The sequence below is a fragment of the Nostoc sp. TCL26-01 genome, assembly GCF_013393945.1.
Classification (GTDB): domain Bacteria; phylum Cyanobacteriota; class Cyanobacteriia; order Cyanobacteriales; family Nostocaceae; genus Trichormus.
Genome location: NZ_CP040297.1, coordinates 3042474 through 3059631, shown reverse-complemented (window position 1 = coordinate 3059631; position 17158 = coordinate 3042474). Strand labels below are relative to the sequence as shown.

The window sequence follows — 17158 nt, the reverse complement described above, 5'->3', positions numbered from 1 at the left end:
TATTATTTTCCTATCTTGTTGCTAACTTGGCTATTGACACGAATATTGAATAATGACATTTCACAATGTCCAAATCCAACTGATTCTAGTCCTCCTAAATAAATATCATCTTTGGTTTTTTGTCTAGGAAAAGGTTCCCACTGTTCGCCATCTTTATCTGTTTTCAAACCAATGGGGAAAGCTAAGATAGTTTCTTCTGGTAATGCTTCAACTCCAAAAAAAGCTTTATTAGCATTACGTTTTTGGTCTTTTTCTAAAGCAACACGACTTTGACGGTATAACGCCATATCATGAATCATGGAAATCTCATCGTCACCAATTACGACTGCTGGGAATTCTTCATTATCTGGAAACCAACTGGATAAGTTGGCATGATGCTCAATAGTTAGAAAGCCAAAATTAAAGAATAGTTTGTTATTTGGTAGGGGTGTAAGGGATTGCGATCGCGTATATTTTTGTGGTATATCTAAACTCTCTTGTCCAGTTATGCGCCTGTAACGTTTAAGTAAACGCGGACAACTCACCCAAACAATTGGTTGTCCAGGACAAAATACAGGTAGCCAAACAATAGAAGCATATTCAAACTTTACTAATGACTCTGTTGTGCGGTCAGAAAAAGTGCGATCTACTGTATCATTCTCATTACGATCCGGTACATCATTACCGTACCATTTTCTCACTTTTTGTTCATCTCCTCCATAATTTTGGCGCATTTCTGCGCGCAATCTTCCCCGAATTGAACTACCAGGAATAATCCCCGTTTGGGTAAATTGGTCGCGGAAAATTAAGTTTAAATTTCCCCTTTCTTCTCCGGCTGTTGCTCCTACATGAAGTGGTGCTAAGGTTTTAATTATTCCGTGGGCTTGATGATACATTAAATTACTTCCTTCTAGTTTTTCTTAGGGGCATATAAAATTGGTCTTTCAGGCGCGATTCATCGCGTCTCTACATGAGGGTTTTTGGCTTAACTGAACTATATTTGATCTTCAACTCACGGAGGTGAGTTTTGTCTGTTTAGCCGCGACTACTAGTCGCCAGCGCTAGTATAGTAATCCGATTTGATTTCTGAATCACTCGTAGAGGTAAGGGACTGGGGAACTCGGGGCCCCCTCTGGGGATAAGGGGTAATGGGGACTGGGAAGAAAGAATAAAGGTGTACTGAGTTTTGTATGCGTAAGCACAGGCTACGCCAACAAAAATCAAATATGAGTCCTATATTTATGATTCCTAATCAACTCCTGTAATAGCCAGAGGTAAACACAAACCGCATCCCAATTGTTTGAGATAAAATCCTTCATTGGGAAACCATTCGTTAGGAAATCCTGGTTCATTTTCATCCCCCCACCAAGATTTATTTAAAGGTTCGTCAAACACGTAAACTGTACCCGCCGGAACTGCATAACGTCCCCTTCCTAAACGTCCCCTTCCTTTGTTATCTCCAACACGGTAACGGTAGGGGGAAGGTTTATCTGTAAGAATGTGACTAGGTTTGGGGAAAGTCGTATGCTGTGGATCGGGATAACGGCGGGAAAAACGAGTCGAACCCCATACTCCCGGTGTAATTAATGCACAACTACGTTGAATTTTTTGCCTTAATAACTTTAATATCCAACTTTCATCAGTAAGTTCTATAGAACTAATTTCTACTAGATGATTTTCACCACCAAAACAATACCAACCTTTGGGTATTTTATGGGTTGATAAATACACTAAGCAGGTTTCTTGGTTCTCATTATCACGATAATGATAGCCCATTTGTACCGAATTTTCGAGAAATAATCCGCCTTCTTCTTGAACACAACGCTCACTTTTAGTTAACTTTGGATGTAATATAGATGTATATTTCCAAGGGTCTTTGGCAGTACCACCATTACTGAGAATTGCTGCTGCTGAATCCTCCCAATAATTAATGGTTTGCCAACGACAATCTGGTTCTATTTCTTTTGTTGCTTCGGAACGATACCATTTATCATCTTGAATTCGCCATTCATCTGTTTGGTTTTCCTCTTGATTGATAATTTTCGTCCAAGGAATGGGAAGATAAAAGTATTCAGGATTATCTAATTCTGCCCAGAAAGGGCCAGCAACGTGTAATTCTTTTAATTGTTCATGCTCTATAAAAGGCTCAGTTTTATTAGCACCAAAAAACAAACCAGATAATGTAGATGCATCAGGAGGAAACTTGGCTCCAGAACGTCCCACCAAATTTTCTGGTGATAAAAATGCTCCTGCACTACCATAAAGAAATCCCAAAGGATTAATAATAATTAAATATCTGTACATAATTGCCAACCTACATTAACTAAGTCATTAATCCAGGAAATTATCTCTAAATACGAAGCATTTCCACCAACAATATGAGAGCTATGATTAATTAAATAATCTCTATTTTGGAAATAAATATCAAACAAAGCTAAAGCCAATGTATCATCGATGTTTTGTCTATTTGGGTTTAAATCAATCGCATGACGTGCTTTGAGTTGAGCTAAATCACTATAAATATGGTTCCAATTGGGCTTATATTTTTCATCCCTACCTCTCCGTTCCCACTTTTCGTAGGTATTACCATTTCTGTCTCGATAATTTTTCAAAATATGCAAATAGTCCCAAGGACAAGTCCATTGCACATATTGACCGCTATTAAACAAAACTCGAATTGTGATGCGATCGCGTCCACGAGATTTTGCTAATTTTTCAGCTTCCCGACAATGTTGTAATACATCCCGTTGGGGTACACTTCCCGCAACCCAGACAAATCCTACACTGAGAGTTATCGGTTCTTGATGTTGATTCCACCTATCATCCAAAGTCATTAACCACTCATAAGCAGTAAAAGCGGGAATTGGGTTTTGCGGTTTGGGACTATAAATCACTCCCAGAAAATCATCACCACCTGCATAAATAACTCGTCCCCGTATTCCTGGAACGTTATTGGTGAAATTTCGGGTAAAATCACGTCCCCAATTCCGCATTGCTTCGCTAACTCGTTTAAGTCCAATGTCACCTTGACTTTGTGCGATCGCTTGTAGATGATTCCCAACTTTATCTCCATCCCCCATAAACCAACCCGTCCACTGTCCTGGTGTGTTTGTATCGCGATCGGGTTTACGCTGGATTTCTTTAAATCCTTCAGTTAAGGATGACATCCCAAAACGTCTAGCAATGTCGGGTAATGTCACCAAACGCTTAGTCAGTTCAGGAATGCTTAATTTTTCCCTGGTGTCAATAAATTTACCTTCAATTTCTGATGTTGTCGTGCTTTCGGTTATTGTTGCAAGTTCTGTGTAAAACTCTTCAATCTTGTCCTTTTCAGCTTTATAACTAATACTCATTGGGTTGCGTTCTATTGCACCCAATCCCGGAAACACTATACCATCAGTACCCGTAAGACTGGAACTTTCACCAATCCAGTTAATCGCAATCCAATCACGATCCAGCTTATTATTTTCTAATTCTCTCATTACAGATGTAGGAGAATTTGCTTGCGCCCAAAATATTTCCCAACTATGATTAGCCCAACGATTCCAGTCATCATCCCAGTAATAAGGCCCCAAATGTCGCAGGTTATCATTCAGCCATTGTCTACAGTGGTCGATTACTTCTTTCCAAGCTGACAAAATTGTATCTCTTGCTTGCTGTTCTGGGAAATTACCTTTAATTAGAATCCGGTTTGGTGTTCCTTGTTCAATGTTAGGACTACCAGGAGAAATCACTTCTATACCAGGTATTTCCTTTGCTACATCAATTATTTTTGTACTTAAATAGGAAAGAAGTTCCGACGCACCATATAAATCCCTCAACTTCCGGGATTTTTCGATAAATCCCTGCACTGGTGCAAAGGTAATAGCAGTGTATGTGTCTTTTACTTCATCAACCATACTCTTACTTCAACACGTAAATAACTTGAACTACAATATTTACCACCAAAGAATCGTATAATGAGCAACTTAACTGCTACCCAAAATTACTGATTATCTTTATCTGTGTAACAATACGTAAAGAAAAAAGTAACAACGTAAAAAGAACTGGTTATCCGCACGCTCATAGTACCAAGTGTTGCAGAGATGACCTGAATTGCAACCTCCTCTCATGCGAATGACGAAAAATGATTTATAGTTTTGTCATGATTAACCAAAAGCATCATCTTCGGTTCATTTAGGATCGTGGATTAAATAACTTAGACAATTTATCTGCTTTAAAGTTTTGGTATTGGTAAACCCCTATCTAAAATAGCCTCAAATATAGAGACAGAGAGACTTTGATGCCAAACTTACTTTGAGATAATATGTGATTGGTCATTCGCACAAGCATTGTAAAATTATCATTTATATCCGACTAATACCAATTCACTAAAAATCTAATACAGATCCAAACACGGAAACCCTTGTAGGCTCAGGCTTTCTTAATTTTGAATTTTGAATTTTGAATTTTGAATTGGTATTAGATGTCAAATGGGTTCTATAAGCTGTACTCAAGTTCGTATCCAAATTCCAACTAAAGTTGGAGACAACCTTCCACTGCAAGATGGACAGGTTCATCAATCACTCGATTGTATAAAAATGTCAACCCAGAGTGGACGACAACAGAGGGTCAATTGTCTATATTAAGTCCATAGCAATGTTAGCGCTGTTGGGTTGTAAGGCTTAAGTTTGCTGAATACAAACCGAAAGATGACTTACAACCGTGATAATTGTTCTCTATTTGTTCCGCCTTCAACCCAGGATCATATCCAAGGAGCATTTAACGCTGCTGTAGTATTCGTTATGTATGGAGATAATGGCAGATAATGGCAGCTATTGTTGCTGCAAATGATTAAGGTTTATAACTTTTATACCGACAACAAGAACCAGAGATTTCAGCAATTTAGCAAGAATACAAAGGCGATCGCCATGATAGTTTTGACATGGAAAAAAGTTCAAAAATTGTTGCTATGGTTATTTGCATTAAGTGTTGTCGTTGGCATATCCATGTATCCAACATCAGCCACTTCCAAGGAATTACCTCAAGCGTCCAACTCTAAAGGAGCGATCGTTCTTGTTCATGGGGCTTATGCTGACGGTACATCATGGCAACACGTCATTCCATTGTTGAAGCAGATTGAAGCAGCAAGTACTGCGGTGAAGTAATCCCAATTTTAAGAGAAGCAATGAATAACTCAGCGATCGCTCTTTAAATCAGTTCATTCTTGACTCCATTTATCCATGTAGATAACAGAGGAAGAGAACTTTATGACTAATTATGATTACATTGTAATCGGTGCAGGGTCGGCAGGTTGTGTAGTTGCCAATCGTCTAACCGAAGACTGCGACACAACCGTCTTACTCCTCGAAGCGGGCAACCCAGCTACAAAACCAGAAATTCAAATTCCAGCGCAATGCTTTAGTCTAATAGGCTCTGAGGTGGACTGGGGCTATTTCTCAGAGCCGGAACCCTACTTGAATGACCGCAAAATGTTTTGTTCCCGTGGCAAAGTTTTGGGGGGTAGCAGTTCGATTAATTTCATGATGTATGTCCGGGGCAATCCTCACGATTACGATCGCTGGCAGGAATTAGGAAATCCCGGTTGGTCATACCTTGATGTCTTGCCCTATTTTAAAAAATCGGAGCAACAGCAGCGAGGCGCATCAGAATTTCACGGAGTTGATGGGGAGTTGAGCGTTACCGATTTGATGTCCCCTGCTGTGGTTTCCCAACGCTTTGTCGATGCCTGCGTGTCAAAGGGATACAACTACAATCCTGATTTTAATGGTGTACAGCAACAAGGGGTGGGACTCTATCAATTGACAGTCAAGGATGGTAAACGGCACAGTGCTGCGGCTGCTTTTCTTCTACCTATTTGCGATCGCCCCAATTTGACTGTAGTGACAGGGGCATTGGTGACGCGATTGCTAGTTGAGGACACTCGCTGTGTGGGAGTGGAATATCTGCATGAAGGTATGCTCCACCAGGTCAGAGTTAACCAGGAAGTGATTTTAAGTGCAGGTGCGCTTGATTCGCCCAAACTGCTAATGCTTTCTGGTATTGGGGATGCAGAATATCTGCAAGCGATGGGAATTTCTGTCGTTGCAGATTTGCCGGGTGTCGGTCAAAACCTTCAGGATCACATCCTCACTTGTGTCGTTCAAGAAACTACTCAAGATGTACACCCTGCTATTACCAGTAATGGAATCGAAGCCGGATTATTTTCCCATAGCCAGGGAAATGTGGAGGCCGCACCTGATTTGCAGTTCTTCTTCGGCCCAATTCAATTCTTGTCACCTGGTTATACCCCTGCTGATTTTGGATTTACGGGTGCAGTCTCTCTTACCCGTCTGCAAAATATTGGCAGCGTTGGTTTGCGTTCATCTAATCTCAACGATCCACCAACCATTCAAATGAATTATCTACAAAGTCAAGCTGATGTGCAAAAGCTGGTTGAGGGAGTTAAATTAATCCGCCAATTGTTTCAGAGCAATGCCTTTGATGATTTTCATGGTGAGGAGATTGCACCAGGTTCCGACGTTCAGAGTGATGCAGCACTCGAAGCTTACATTCGGGACACTTGCAGCACTGTATGGCATCCAGTCGGCACTTGTAAAATGGGCATTGACCCAATGGCGGTTGTCGATCCTCAACTACGAGTACATGGAATTCAAGGTCTTCGTGTGGTTGATGCCTCCATCATGCCCACGATTACCACGGGAAATACAAACGCACCGACCATCATGATTGGTGAGAAGGCAGCAGATTTAATTAAAGCGGGGTCTACCTCGCAGAGCATTCCCAATCAGCTTAATGTTCAAAATTTGGCTCAATTATCTATCTAGAAACGCCATGAGAGCCTGCTTTATCTGATCTGCAAGCTTGAGTGTTTGTAACACAATTTATTCATTTAAAAGGAGTACTTCCATGACAAAATCATTCTGGCTTATGGGTTCTTACCTGACCATCGTCGCCGACCACACCACGACTGATAGTAAATACGACCTGGTTGAGGGTTATTTCCCTCCTGGTTCCCAGACTCCACCCCATCGCCATACACGCTATTCCGAACAACTCTACGTGTTGGAAGGAGAATTCACTGTCTGGATTGGTAAGAACAAGGTGGTTCTAAAGACGGGTGAAAGTGCCTTGATTCCGATGGGCGCTCCCCATGTCGTTGCTGCACTCAGCGATCAACCAGCTCGCGGGTTAGTCGTTACTTCGCCCAGTGCCTTTGCTCACTTTGTTGAAGCAACAGGGACGCTAAACGAGAATGAGGCACCTGACCTGGAATTGGTCAATCGCATCGCTAACGAAATTGGCGACGAAATTCTGGGTGCGCCTGGAGATATCCCTTAGAGAATGTGATGAACTTCTATAGAAGGTACGCCAGCTTTCAGTGTTTACAGCGCCACCAAAGCTGCTGTGCGTTAGCGTAGCTCGCCGAAGGCATCGTTTGCTCGGAATTGGATACTCGACCTTAAAGAGCGCAAGATCCGAGTAAATGCCATTAGCCCTGGTGTGGTTCCGACTGCTGGTTACGATCTTTTGGGACTGAATGACCAGCAGTTGCAAGAATTCATAGACAGCCAAGCTAGCGTTATCCCACTGGGACGAGTCGGCAAACCCGACGAGATTGCTAAAGCTGTCGTCTTCCTTGCATCCGATGACAGCAGCTTTGTCAACGGCATCGAACTCTTCGTCGATGGGGGCATGGCGCAGATTTGAAGCGTCTCAACTTTGCCACTAAACAGCAGTGTCAGTTTTATGTTTGAACAACAACCTCAAAATTTACAACTTCATGTCCAACAGTTAGCTAACGAAGCGCTACAAAAAGCAGAGCCATCAGCTTGGTTTGAAGTTTTGTATGCCGAAGCTCAAGGCGACACAACACAAATTCCTTGGGCTAAGTTAGCTCCACATCCTTATCTTTTAGAATGGTTGACGAATCATCAACAGTTTGTTATGGGTCAAAAGGCATTAATCATCGGTTGTGGTTTAGGGGATGATGCCGAAGCTTTAGCTCATCTGGGATTTGAGGTAACTGCTTTTGATATTTCTCCTACTGCGATCGCTTGGTGTCAGCAACGATTTCCTGATTCTTTGGTCAACTATGTAGTTGCAGATTTATTCGTAGTTCCCGCACAATGGCATCAAGCCTTCGACTTTGTGTTTGAGTGCCGTAACATTCAGGCTTTGCCGCTAAATGTGCGCTCTGGAGCTATTTCTTCAGTTGCCTCTTTTGTAGCTCCCGGTGGCACACTTTTGCTGATTACCCATGTTCGGGATACAGAAGCAGAACCAAGTGGCCCACCTTGGGCATTATCAGACTCAGAACTGGAACGGTTTGAAAGTTTAGGATTACAACAAGTAGAAAAGGTATTATACCAAGAGTCTGAGGAATTTGATGTTAAGCAAGTGCGGATCGAATATCAAAGATCATAATTCGACAGCAGCTTTGTGAACGGCATTGAGTTATTTGTCGATGGCGGTATAGCACAGATTTGAAGTGTCCTAAAAATATCCATCACCAAAACCGTTGAGGAGTTCGGTGCTATGAATGCAAATAACGGCATCATCAGTCAGCCCAGCCCATATTCAGTAACCGAAACCATCGATCGCTTAGAAGCTATCCTTCAGGCAAAAGGCATCACCATTTTTGCCCGCATCGATCAACGAGCTGAAGCCAAAAAAGTTGGACTCAGCCTACATCCAACACAGTTATTGATATTTGGCAACCCTGAAGCCGGAACACCGCTTATGGTAGCAGAACCGACGATCGCTTTGGATTTACCCCTGAAAGTACTGGCATGGGAAGCGGCTGACGGCAAGGTGTGGCTGAGTTACAACGATCCTGATTACTTAAAACAGAGGTTCTCTCTCTCCCATGAGTTGGTCAAAAACATCGCGATCATTAAACCTTTAATCAATCAAGCACTCCAATAAGGGACTTCCAACTAAAAAAATATCCTATCGCTTTGGAGGCAAGGGAGCAGGAAGTAGGGAGCAGGGGGAGGTAAAGTCGTAGTGAAGTTCAGAAATTGGATAATTTATTTTTTGGAGATCGCTAAACAACTTATTCATTTTTTTGATATCCCGTGTTTGCTGCTGTAATTGAATGCAATCCAAAACTTTGGAGTTAAAGATGAAGCTCATCTCTGTCAACGTCGGACTACCGCGTGAAGTGATCTGGAAAGGAAAAACAGTTAGTACTGGAATTTTTAAAGAGCCAGTTAGCGGAAGGGTGAGAGTGCGATCGCTCAATTTAGACGGCGATAAGCAAGCGGATCTCACTGTTCATGGTGGAGTTGACAAAGCCGTGTATGTCTATCCATTCGAGCATTACGATTACTGGCGCAGTGAGTTACCTGATACAGAGTTAACACCAGGCATTTTTGGCGAAAATTTTACAGTCACAGGATTGAAAGAAGAAGAATTGAACATTGGCGATCGCTTCCAAATCGGCAGTGTGGAACTCATGGTGACTCAACCGCGCTTACCCTGCTACAAACTAGGGATTCGCTTTGGGCGATCAGATATGGTGAAACGATTTCTCGCCAGTCGTCGCACCGGATTTTATTTTCGGGTTTTGCAAGAGGGCGAAGTAGGAGTCGGAGACACTTTAGAGTTGGTGAGCCGGGATACCAACAATATTACGGTTGCTGATATCACTCAGCTTTATGTTCGTGAGCAAAACAATCCAGAGTTACTGCATCGTGCATCTCAACTGCAAGCGTTACCCGAAGGTTGGCGGGACTACTTTCAGGAACAGATCCGTCGTTCGGATGTGAGATAGATCAACCTGTCGTCAAACGCCATCATGTCACTTTTATCACTTATAAGGTAATCCCATGACTACATATCGCACCGTTTCGATCGATGGTTTAGATATTTTCTACCGTGAAGCTGGTTCCCGTGATCATCCAACGATTCTGCTATTGCACGGCTTCCCAACTTCTTCTCATATGTTCCGTAATCTCATACCTGCCCTTGCTGATAAATTCCATCTGGTTGCACCTGATTATCCTGGCTACGGCAACAGTTCTGCGCCTACAGTAAATGAGTTTGATTACACGTTTGATAATTTGGCTGAGATTGTGGAGAAATTCATTGCGGCGATCGCTCTCAAAAAGTATAGCCTTTATGTGATGGATTATGGCGCACCGATTGGCTATCGCATTGCCGCTAAATATCCAGAGCGTGTGCAGTCTCTGATTGTACAAAATGGCAATGCTTACGAGGAAGGTCTGCGGGAATTCTGGGAACCAATCAAGGCATACTGGCAAGAGCGATCGCCACAGAATGCGGAAAAACTCAAATATCTTTTCACTCTAGAAGCAACTAAGTGGCAATATACCAACGGTGTTCGTAATTTAGAAGCAATTAGCCCTGATACCTGGACTATTGATCAACATTTCCTTGATCGCCCCGGAAACGAAGAGATTCAACTGGCGCTGTTTTATAGCTATGGCACGAATCCACCATTATATCCCCAGTGGCAGGAGTATTTCCGCCAGTATCAACCTCCGACCCTGATTGTTTGGGGCAAGAACGACTACATCTTTCCTGCTGACGGTGCTTATCCCTACCAGCGTGACTTGAAAGACGTTGATTTTCATCTACTCGATACCGGACATTTTGCCCTGGAAGAGGATGGGGATGCGATCGCAAATTATATCGATCAATTTCTCACATCACGACTGCAATCCGTTCTCACTTGATCGGTGGAAATGATGAATTAAGGAGGATTGGTCATGGCAGTAATCGATACAGCACCGTTAGAAAACAGCCTGGGATTTCTAGCTTTAGGAGCTTATACTCTCACCTTAATGCCCACGAATCTCAGAATCATTTTTCCTCAAACTAAACAAGCGAAGCTTCCCAAATGGTTGTTAAAATATCGACGACTTATCGGTATTCTCGCTTTCTGCTTGGCTTTGTTTCACGCTTTCCTCTTAGTGAAAAAGAGAGACGTTGATTTTTTAGATATTAATACCTATTGGATTTATATCCAAGGTATATCTACCTTCATAATTTTTACCCTATTGGCAATTACTTCTAATGACTGGAGTATCAAAAGACTGAAAAAAAATTGGAAGCGATTACATACCCTGACTTACTTAGCTATGTTCCTGCTCACTTGGCACGTTTGGGACAAAATGTTAGAGCATTGGAGCTATTTAACCCCGATTGGACTAGTAGGGATTGTCGTGACAACCCTTTTATTTCTGATGCGACGCTGGATTGAATTTCGGAATAAACAACAAAAAGCGAAACCAAAAGTGTTCTCATCTCAAATTCCAGAAAAAATTACTTCCTAGTACAGCTAGTCTCCGACACCGTTACGCAGTGAGTGCAAGTCAGATTATTCTCCCACTCGCACAAGGAATGTCCTGTTATGAGATTGAAACAAATTACCTGGAAATCTTCAGCAGCATTGGCAATCAGCACCCTAACGATCTTGGTTGCTAGTAGCAGTTGTGCTAGTCTATTGTCTTGCTTCCGAAACGCTAGTGTTGCTACTACATCTGTTGCAACCACTCAACCTTTACGTTCTGTCCAAGGAAATTCAACTTGGGTTTATGCGATCGCCATCAGCCCTGATGGACGCTTCCTCGCCAGTGGCAGTTACGATAAAAAAATTAAAATTTGGGATCTGTCTAGTAACACTTTACTCTATACTTTAGAAAGACACGGCGATGCAGTGGTAAGCCTTGCCATCAGTCCAGATAGCAAGCTGCTCGCTAGTGGCAGTTGGGATAACCGGATTAAACTTTGGAATTTAGAGACAGGGCAACTGCTTCGTACCCTAGATGGTCATACAGATGATGTAGAAGCCGTTGCCATCAGCCCCAACGGCAAGTGGTTAGCCAGTGGTAGTGCTGACACAACCATCCGCATCTGGAACGTGCAGACTGGCGTACAAGTTCATCAGTTATCGGATGGAAAGTGGGTAAGAACTGTTGCTTTTAGTCCGGATGGGCAGACCTTAGCTAGTGGCAATGAGGGCGGTACACTCAAAATTTGGCGGCTCACGGATGGTGCTGTTCTAGAAACTTTGAATGCTCATTCACAAGCCGTGCGCTCAGTGACTTTTAGCCCTGATGGACGGACTTTAGCGAGTGGCAGTGCTGATGAGACAGTCAAACTCTGGCAAATGCCCACTGGTAAATTGTTGCACTCCCTAGTTGGACATTCAGGAGTTGTGTGGTCAGTGGCTTTCAGTGCCGATGGTAAGAGATTAGCTAGTGGTAGCAATGATAGCACTATCAAGTTATGGGGGTTGCCTGAAGGCAAACTCTTGGAGAATTTGATCGGGCATGAGCGAGGCGTGAGGTCAGTAGTTTTCAGACCGCATGGAAACATGATAGCCAGCAGCAGTGCCGACAAAACCATTAAACTCTGGCCTCTTCCTCAAGAGTGACAAGAAGTTTCCATCAAACAAGATCAACTATTTCTGATTTTGTTAAACGGTTTGAATTCAAAAGAGTAAACGTATGACCACTTATCGCACAGCTGCGGCAAGCCGCAAAGCGTCTACGCTGGAAGCCGGCGCTGATACTTTTCGCTGCGTCTCTGCGTGAGATTAAAAAATGTGGTTCATTTACCTGAAAATACCTGTAACAGTGCCATCTCAACAGATTGTTTACAATTCATTAAAGGAGAATCTCATGGTTACTCAAGCAAACTCACAAGCAGCAAAAATTCTCGAAGTTGCGGATGATCCACGTCTTTCCAAAGGAACGAAGGAATTTTTGCAAGTGCTGAATTCAGGGGGTGTAGCGCTGGAGAAACTCACTCCAGTCCAAGCACGTCAAGTCCTTGTAGATGCACAGGCTTCCGTTTCAGTAGACCTTTCAGGCATTGAAGAGTCCCAAAAGACGATTACTGCTGACGGTTATTCAATTACGCTCAATATTGTACGACCTGAAGGAGTCAAAGGCACGTTGCCTGTTTTCATCTTTATTCATGGTGGTGGTTGGGTGCTAGGTGATTACCCGACACACAAGCGCATGGTTCGTGATCTGGTTGTACTTTCAGGGTTTGCAGGTGTCTTTGTCAACTATACTCGCACGCCAGATGCTCAGTACCCACAGGCAATCAATGAAATTTATGCTGCGACCAAATGGGTTGCCGAGCATGGCGAGGAGATTGGGGTGGATGGCAAGAATCTGGCAGTCGTTGGCAACAGTGTCGGCGGTAACATGACAACTGTCACTGCTTTGAAAGCGAAAGAAAAAGGAGGGCCACACATCAAGCTGCAAATCCTGATGTGGCCCATTGTAGATGCGGATTTTGAAACGAATTCTTATCACGAATTTGGCGATCGGCGTTTTCTGACTGTACCAACGATGAAGTGGATGTATGATATGTACATCGCTGACCCCCAAAAGCGCAAAGACATTTATGCTTCTCCCCTACAGGCGACAGTTGAGCAACTCAAAGGCTTGCCTCCAGCGTTAATTGTGGTTGCAGAGAGCGATATCTTGCATGACGAGGGCATAGCCTATGGACGCAAGCTTGATGAAGCTGGGGTTGAGGTGACAACTGTGCAGTATAACGGCATGATTCATGACTTCGGACTACTGAATGGTTTAGCCGAGTTGCCAGAAACCCGTTCTCTGTTTGTTCAAGCTGCTGCCCAATTGAAGAAATATCTGCAATAGGATGCAAGCAATGTTTTTGGGGAAGGGAAAAGACGCTCTTCCATCGCTTTGCTGCTTACCGAGTTATACCAATTCGCAACGATGCTCCGCTAAGGTAATTAACAAACTTAGATGCAGCAAAGCTTTCAGGGTTTGCATCTGTATCAGATTTTTTGTGAAATGGTATTATTTGTTATGAATAGCCACACACCGAGCGCTAGGGACATTATTGGGGCATCACCGTTGATTGCGATCGCCAACGAAGCCCCACCCAAGCTGATTGTCGATCCACCGCTTCCCGAACCACTAGCCCAGGGTCGCGTCTTTATCCAGTACCGGACGGAGAATTTGCGTGTGTTGCCAGTGTTTGGCAAAGATGCCCTCGAAGTATCGCCGCACATTGGTCATATCCACATCACTGTTGATGACGCGCCGTGGCACTTTGTCGATGCCAGTGGGGAAACGATTATCCTGGTTGGACTGGAACCTGGTACGCACAAGGTGTTGATCGAACTAGCTGATCCCACACACAAAGTAATCACCAGTGAAACAGTGACATTCGCGGTTCCCGATTCTCAGAAATCATCATGAAAAAACTAGACGGAAAAACCGCAATTGTGACGGGTGGATCTAAAGGAATTGGTACTTTAATTGCCAAACATCTGGCAACCGAACTTATGAAAAAATTCGCGTTATTTCTTGCTCTGCCAATCAGTATCTTAACTAATTTTTCTTTAAGAGCTTCTGCTGATTCTACTGCTGACCTCATCCTGAGTACAAAATGCCGGGGTGGTTATAACATCAATATTTGGCAGAAATATAATTCCGGTGAACTGCTCTATCGCGCCACCAGTCCCAACGGTAATTTACGTTTGGGCAAAGGAACTAGTCAAGCGACAGAAGGCGTTCGAGTGTATAAGTTTCGGAATAGAAATTATCAATATTGGGTGTGGGATGGCACGTTAGATAATCCGCAGTCTGGAACTTTAGAGGTGTATAAAAACAACCGTATCTTGATGAAGCAAGCTTGTAGAAAAAGTTGAATCATAAGCGCGGGTGTTATGCACTTTTTGAAAACCCAGCTAGGGTTACGCTCGCCAAATACGTTATTGCTAAAACCCTCTTAGTCAGTTTTTTCGGAAATTCATAACACTTTTTAGAAATCGTATTCACCCGATCAAACTCAAAAGATATGGAAGTGGACATTCAACACTATGACGACATTATTATCGGCGGCGGCAAAGCGGGTAAAACACTTGCCCCGGCGCTAGTCGCTGACGGACGTAAAACCGCTCTGGTTGAACGCAGCTTAAACATGATTGGTGGCGGGTGCATTAATATTGCCTGTATTCCTACTAAAACTATGGTGGCGAGTGCCAATGTCGCAAACACAGTGCGAAACAGTGCCGTTTATGGTGTTAAAGCTAATACACCCATCGTTGATTTATCAGAAGTAATCAAACGAAAACGAACAGTTGTGCAATCTGCGCGGGAAATGAACTTGCACAATTTAGAAACGGCGCTGAATAATAACTTGATCATTGGTACAGCTAGGTTTGTTGCTCCTAAAACAATTGAAGTGACGACATCTGAGGGGAACACTCGCGTACTTACCGCCGAACGCTTATTTGTCAATACAGGCACACGACCGTTAATTCCATCTCTACCCGGACTCACTGAAGTTGAGTTTTTAACAAGTGAGTCCATTATGGAGCTAGAACATCTGCCTGAACACCTGATCGTTCTCGGTAGTGGCTATATTGGTTTAGAGTTTGCCCAGATGTTTCGGCGCTTTGGCTCTGGCGTTACTGTCATTGGGCAAAGTGAGCAAATCCTGTCACAGCAAGATCCAGATATAGCGATCGCAATTCAAACCCTGTTAGAACAAGATGGGATTGAATTCTTTTTGAAGGCGAAGGTGTTGAGAGTTGATCACACTGGTAATAAAACCATCCTGCAAATCCAAGTAGCTGATCGTCAAATCACCCTCCAAGGGTCGCATTTGCTCGTCGCCGTTGGTCGTGCGCCCAATACTGATAGCTTAAATTTAGCTGCTGCTGGTGTGGCAACCGATACACGCGGATTTATCCCAGTCAACGATCGCTTAGAGACGAACATTCCAGGGATTTGGGCGTTAGGCGACATCAACGGCAACCCACAATACACTCATATATCCCTCGATGATTATCGCATTATCAAAGCTAATTTAATTGATGGGGGCAACCGTAGTACACGGGATCGATTGGTTCCATCTTGTCTATTCATCGATCCAGAACTGGCTCATGTAGGTTTGACTGAAACTGAAGCACAGCAACAAGGATATACTATCCGCGTGGCAAAGGTGGATGCGTCAGCCGTTCCGAGAGCGAAAACACTCGGTCAAACTGATGGACTTCTCAAGGCGATCGTGGATACAGATACAGGTCGTATTTTAGGATGTACCTTGTTATGTCATGAAGCAGGTGAAGTAATTTCAACGGTGCAGATGGTGATGCAAGCTCAGATGCCGTACACCGTTCTGCGCGATGGTATTTTGACTCATCCCACGATGACCGAAGGGTTAAATATATTGTTTTCCAAGTTATGATTAGTAAAACATCTAAAGTCGGTATTATTGGTGCAGGTAATGTAGGTGCAGACGTTGCAAATGCTTTAGTTTTACTCGCTAAATGTGTCAGGGTTGTCCTTTTTGACCGAACCTTATCAAAAGCTGAGGGGCAAGTATGGGATATCGAAGACAGCATTCCTCTACTTAAAGAGATGGAGATTATACCATCAAATCAGTATGAAGATTTAGCTGATTCAGATATCATTATTGTGACTGTTGGGGTGCAGGCAAAACAAGGACAGACCAGATTAGATACATTGAGCGACAATGCAGAGATTATACGTTCGACAATCAAAGAATTGGATCGAGTTGCACCGAATTCAATCATAATTATCGTTAGCAATCCAGTGGATGTACTCACGCGGATTGCGATCGCTACTTCCACTAGAGCAGAAAACCTAATTTTCGGTTCGGGAACGGTTCTTGATACTGCTAGACTGAGATATCAACTGGGAAAGCGACTGAATGTTGCAAAACTTGACGTTCATGCTTATGTGATTGGAGAGCATGGAGACAGTGAATTTGTCGTTTGGTCTAGTGCATTTATTGGGGGAATTCTCTTAACTGAATTTCCCATACCACAAGGAGCAACGCTAGAACAAATTCAGCAAGAATACGCACAGTTAACTCGTAAACGAGGCTATAACATTTTTGAACGCAAAGGAAATACAAGCTATGGTATATCAACAGTAGTTTGTCAGTTAGTTGATACTATCCTGCGAGATGAAAAGCAGATATTTCCAGTATCGGCTAGAGCAGATTCTAACTATGGAGTTGGCAGTGAAGTTGTGCTTGGACTTCCATGTATCATTGGCTCAACAGGTATTGAGCGCCAACTGCTGTTATCAAGAAATGCTCATGAACAAAGCTTATTGGAAGAATCAGCCAACAAACTCAATGAAGCTTATAATTCTTTGCATAATTAAAATCAATTCAATGTCAT

The 17158-nt window shown here is 43.1% G+C and carries 18 protein-coding genes; 15 read left to right on the top strand and 3 right to left on the bottom strand.

What is annotated here, in order from left to right; all coding sequences use genetic code 11:
* Positions 1 to 2: 2 nt before the first annotated feature.
* The 3 genes from FD725_RS13215 to FD725_RS13205 form a co-directional block, all read right to left on the bottom strand.
* Positions 3 to 875: an RAMP superfamily CRISPR-associated protein gene (locus FD725_RS13215; RefSeq protein WP_179048549.1), complete on the bottom strand. Its 873-nt coding sequence runs from the start codon at positions 873 to 875 to the stop codon at positions 3 to 5.
* Positions 876 to 1227: 352 nt separating this feature from the next.
* On the bottom strand, positions 1228 to 2283 hold the full coding sequence (locus FD725_RS13210; RefSeq protein WP_179048548.1) for a type III-B CRISPR module-associated Cmr3 family protein: 1056 nt from the start codon (positions 2281 to 2283) through the stop codon (positions 1228 to 1230).
* The gene (locus FD725_RS13205) at positions 2268 to 3878 is read right to left on the bottom strand and encodes a type III-B CRISPR-associated protein Cas10/Cmr2 (RefSeq protein WP_179048547.1); all 1611 of its coding nucleotides are present in this window, start codon (positions 3876 to 3878) and stop codon (positions 2268 to 2270) included. Before FD725_RS13205 ends, FD725_RS13210 begins: the two co-directional genes overlap by 16 nt.
* Before the next feature lie 930 nt (positions 3879 to 4808).
* Between FD725_RS13205 and FD725_RS13200 the strand changes: the two genes are divergently transcribed.
* The 15 genes from FD725_RS13200 (at position 4809) to FD725_RS13125 (ending at position 17141) form a co-directional block, all read left to right on the top strand.
* A complete protein-coding gene (locus FD725_RS13200) occupies positions 4809 to 5126 on the top strand; it encodes a hypothetical protein (RefSeq protein ID WP_179048546.1) in 318 nt (105 codons plus the stop codon).
* A gap of 102 nt (positions 5127 to 5228) precedes the next feature.
* Positions 5229 to 6806, top strand: a complete 1578-nt coding sequence (locus tag FD725_RS13195) for a GMC family oxidoreductase (protein ID WP_179048545.1) — start codon at positions 5229 to 5231, stop codon at positions 6804 to 6806.
* An 82-nt stretch (positions 6807 to 6888) separates the two neighbouring features.
* Entirely contained in the window at positions 6889 to 7320 is a 432-nt protein-coding gene (locus tag FD725_RS13190; RefSeq protein WP_179048544.1) for a cupin domain-containing protein, read from the top strand.
* A gap of 111 nt (positions 7321 to 7431) precedes the next feature.
* Positions 7432 to 7689: an SDR family oxidoreductase gene (locus FD725_RS13185; protein WP_372726734.1), complete on the top strand. Its 258-nt coding sequence runs from the start codon at positions 7432 to 7434 to the stop codon at positions 7687 to 7689.
* A 39-nt stretch (positions 7690 to 7728) separates the two neighbouring features.
* Positions 7729 to 8406: a bifunctional 2-polyprenyl-6-hydroxyphenol methylase/3-demethylubiquinol 3-O-methyltransferase UbiG gene (locus tag FD725_RS13180; protein WP_179048543.1), complete on the top strand. Its 678-nt coding sequence runs from the start codon at positions 7729 to 7731 to the stop codon at positions 8404 to 8406.
* 111 nt (positions 8407 to 8517) lie between these two features.
* A complete protein-coding gene (locus tag FD725_RS13175; protein ID WP_179048542.1) occupies positions 8518 to 8907 on the top strand; it encodes a DUF302 domain-containing protein in 390 nt (129 codons plus the stop codon).
* A gap of 199 nt (positions 8908 to 9106) precedes the next feature.
* Complete coding sequence (locus tag FD725_RS13170) at positions 9107 to 9757, top strand: MOSC domain-containing protein (protein ID WP_179048541.1); 651 nt, start codon at positions 9107 to 9109, stop codon at positions 9755 to 9757.
* 55 nt (positions 9758 to 9812) lie between these two features.
* The gene (locus FD725_RS13165; protein WP_179048540.1) at positions 9813 to 10682 is read left to right on the top strand and encodes an alpha/beta fold hydrolase; all 870 of its coding nucleotides are present in this window, start codon (positions 9813 to 9815) and stop codon (positions 10680 to 10682) included.
* Between the two features lie 33 nt (positions 10683 to 10715).
* Entirely contained in the window at positions 10716 to 11282 is a 567-nt protein-coding gene (locus FD725_RS13160) for a ferric reductase-like transmembrane domain-containing protein (RefSeq protein WP_179048539.1), read from the top strand.
* A 77-nt stretch (positions 11283 to 11359) separates the two neighbouring features.
* Positions 11360 to 12385, top strand: a complete 1026-nt coding sequence (locus FD725_RS13155; protein ID WP_179048538.1) for a WD40 repeat domain-containing protein — start codon at positions 11360 to 11362, stop codon at positions 12383 to 12385.
* Between the two features lie 169 nt (positions 12386 to 12554).
* The gene (locus tag FD725_RS13150; RefSeq protein ID WP_218653166.1) at positions 12555 to 13628 is read left to right on the top strand and encodes an alpha/beta hydrolase; all 1074 of its coding nucleotides are present in this window, start codon (positions 12555 to 12557) and stop codon (positions 13626 to 13628) included.
* Between the two features lie 111 nt (positions 13629 to 13739).
* Positions 13740 to 14198, top strand: a complete 459-nt coding sequence (locus FD725_RS13145; RefSeq protein ID WP_218653165.1) for a DUF6130 family protein — start codon at positions 13740 to 13742, stop codon at positions 14196 to 14198.
* Positions 14195 to 14650 (top strand): hypothetical protein, encoded by a 456-nt coding sequence (locus FD725_RS13135; protein ID WP_256871903.1) that lies wholly within the window; start codon positions 14195 to 14197, stop codon positions 14648 to 14650. The genes FD725_RS13145 and FD725_RS13135 overlap by 4 nt, the downstream gene beginning before the upstream one ends.
* A 149-nt stretch (positions 14651 to 14799) precedes the next feature.
* Entirely contained in the window at positions 14800 to 16194 is a 1395-nt protein-coding gene (locus FD725_RS13130; protein ID WP_179048537.1) for a mercuric reductase, read from the top strand.
* Positions 16191 to 17141, top strand: a complete 951-nt coding sequence (locus FD725_RS13125; RefSeq protein WP_179048536.1) for an L-lactate dehydrogenase — start codon at positions 16191 to 16193, stop codon at positions 17139 to 17141. The genes FD725_RS13130 and FD725_RS13125 overlap by 4 nt, the downstream gene beginning before the upstream one ends.
* Positions 17142 to 17158: the final 17 nt, after the last annotated feature.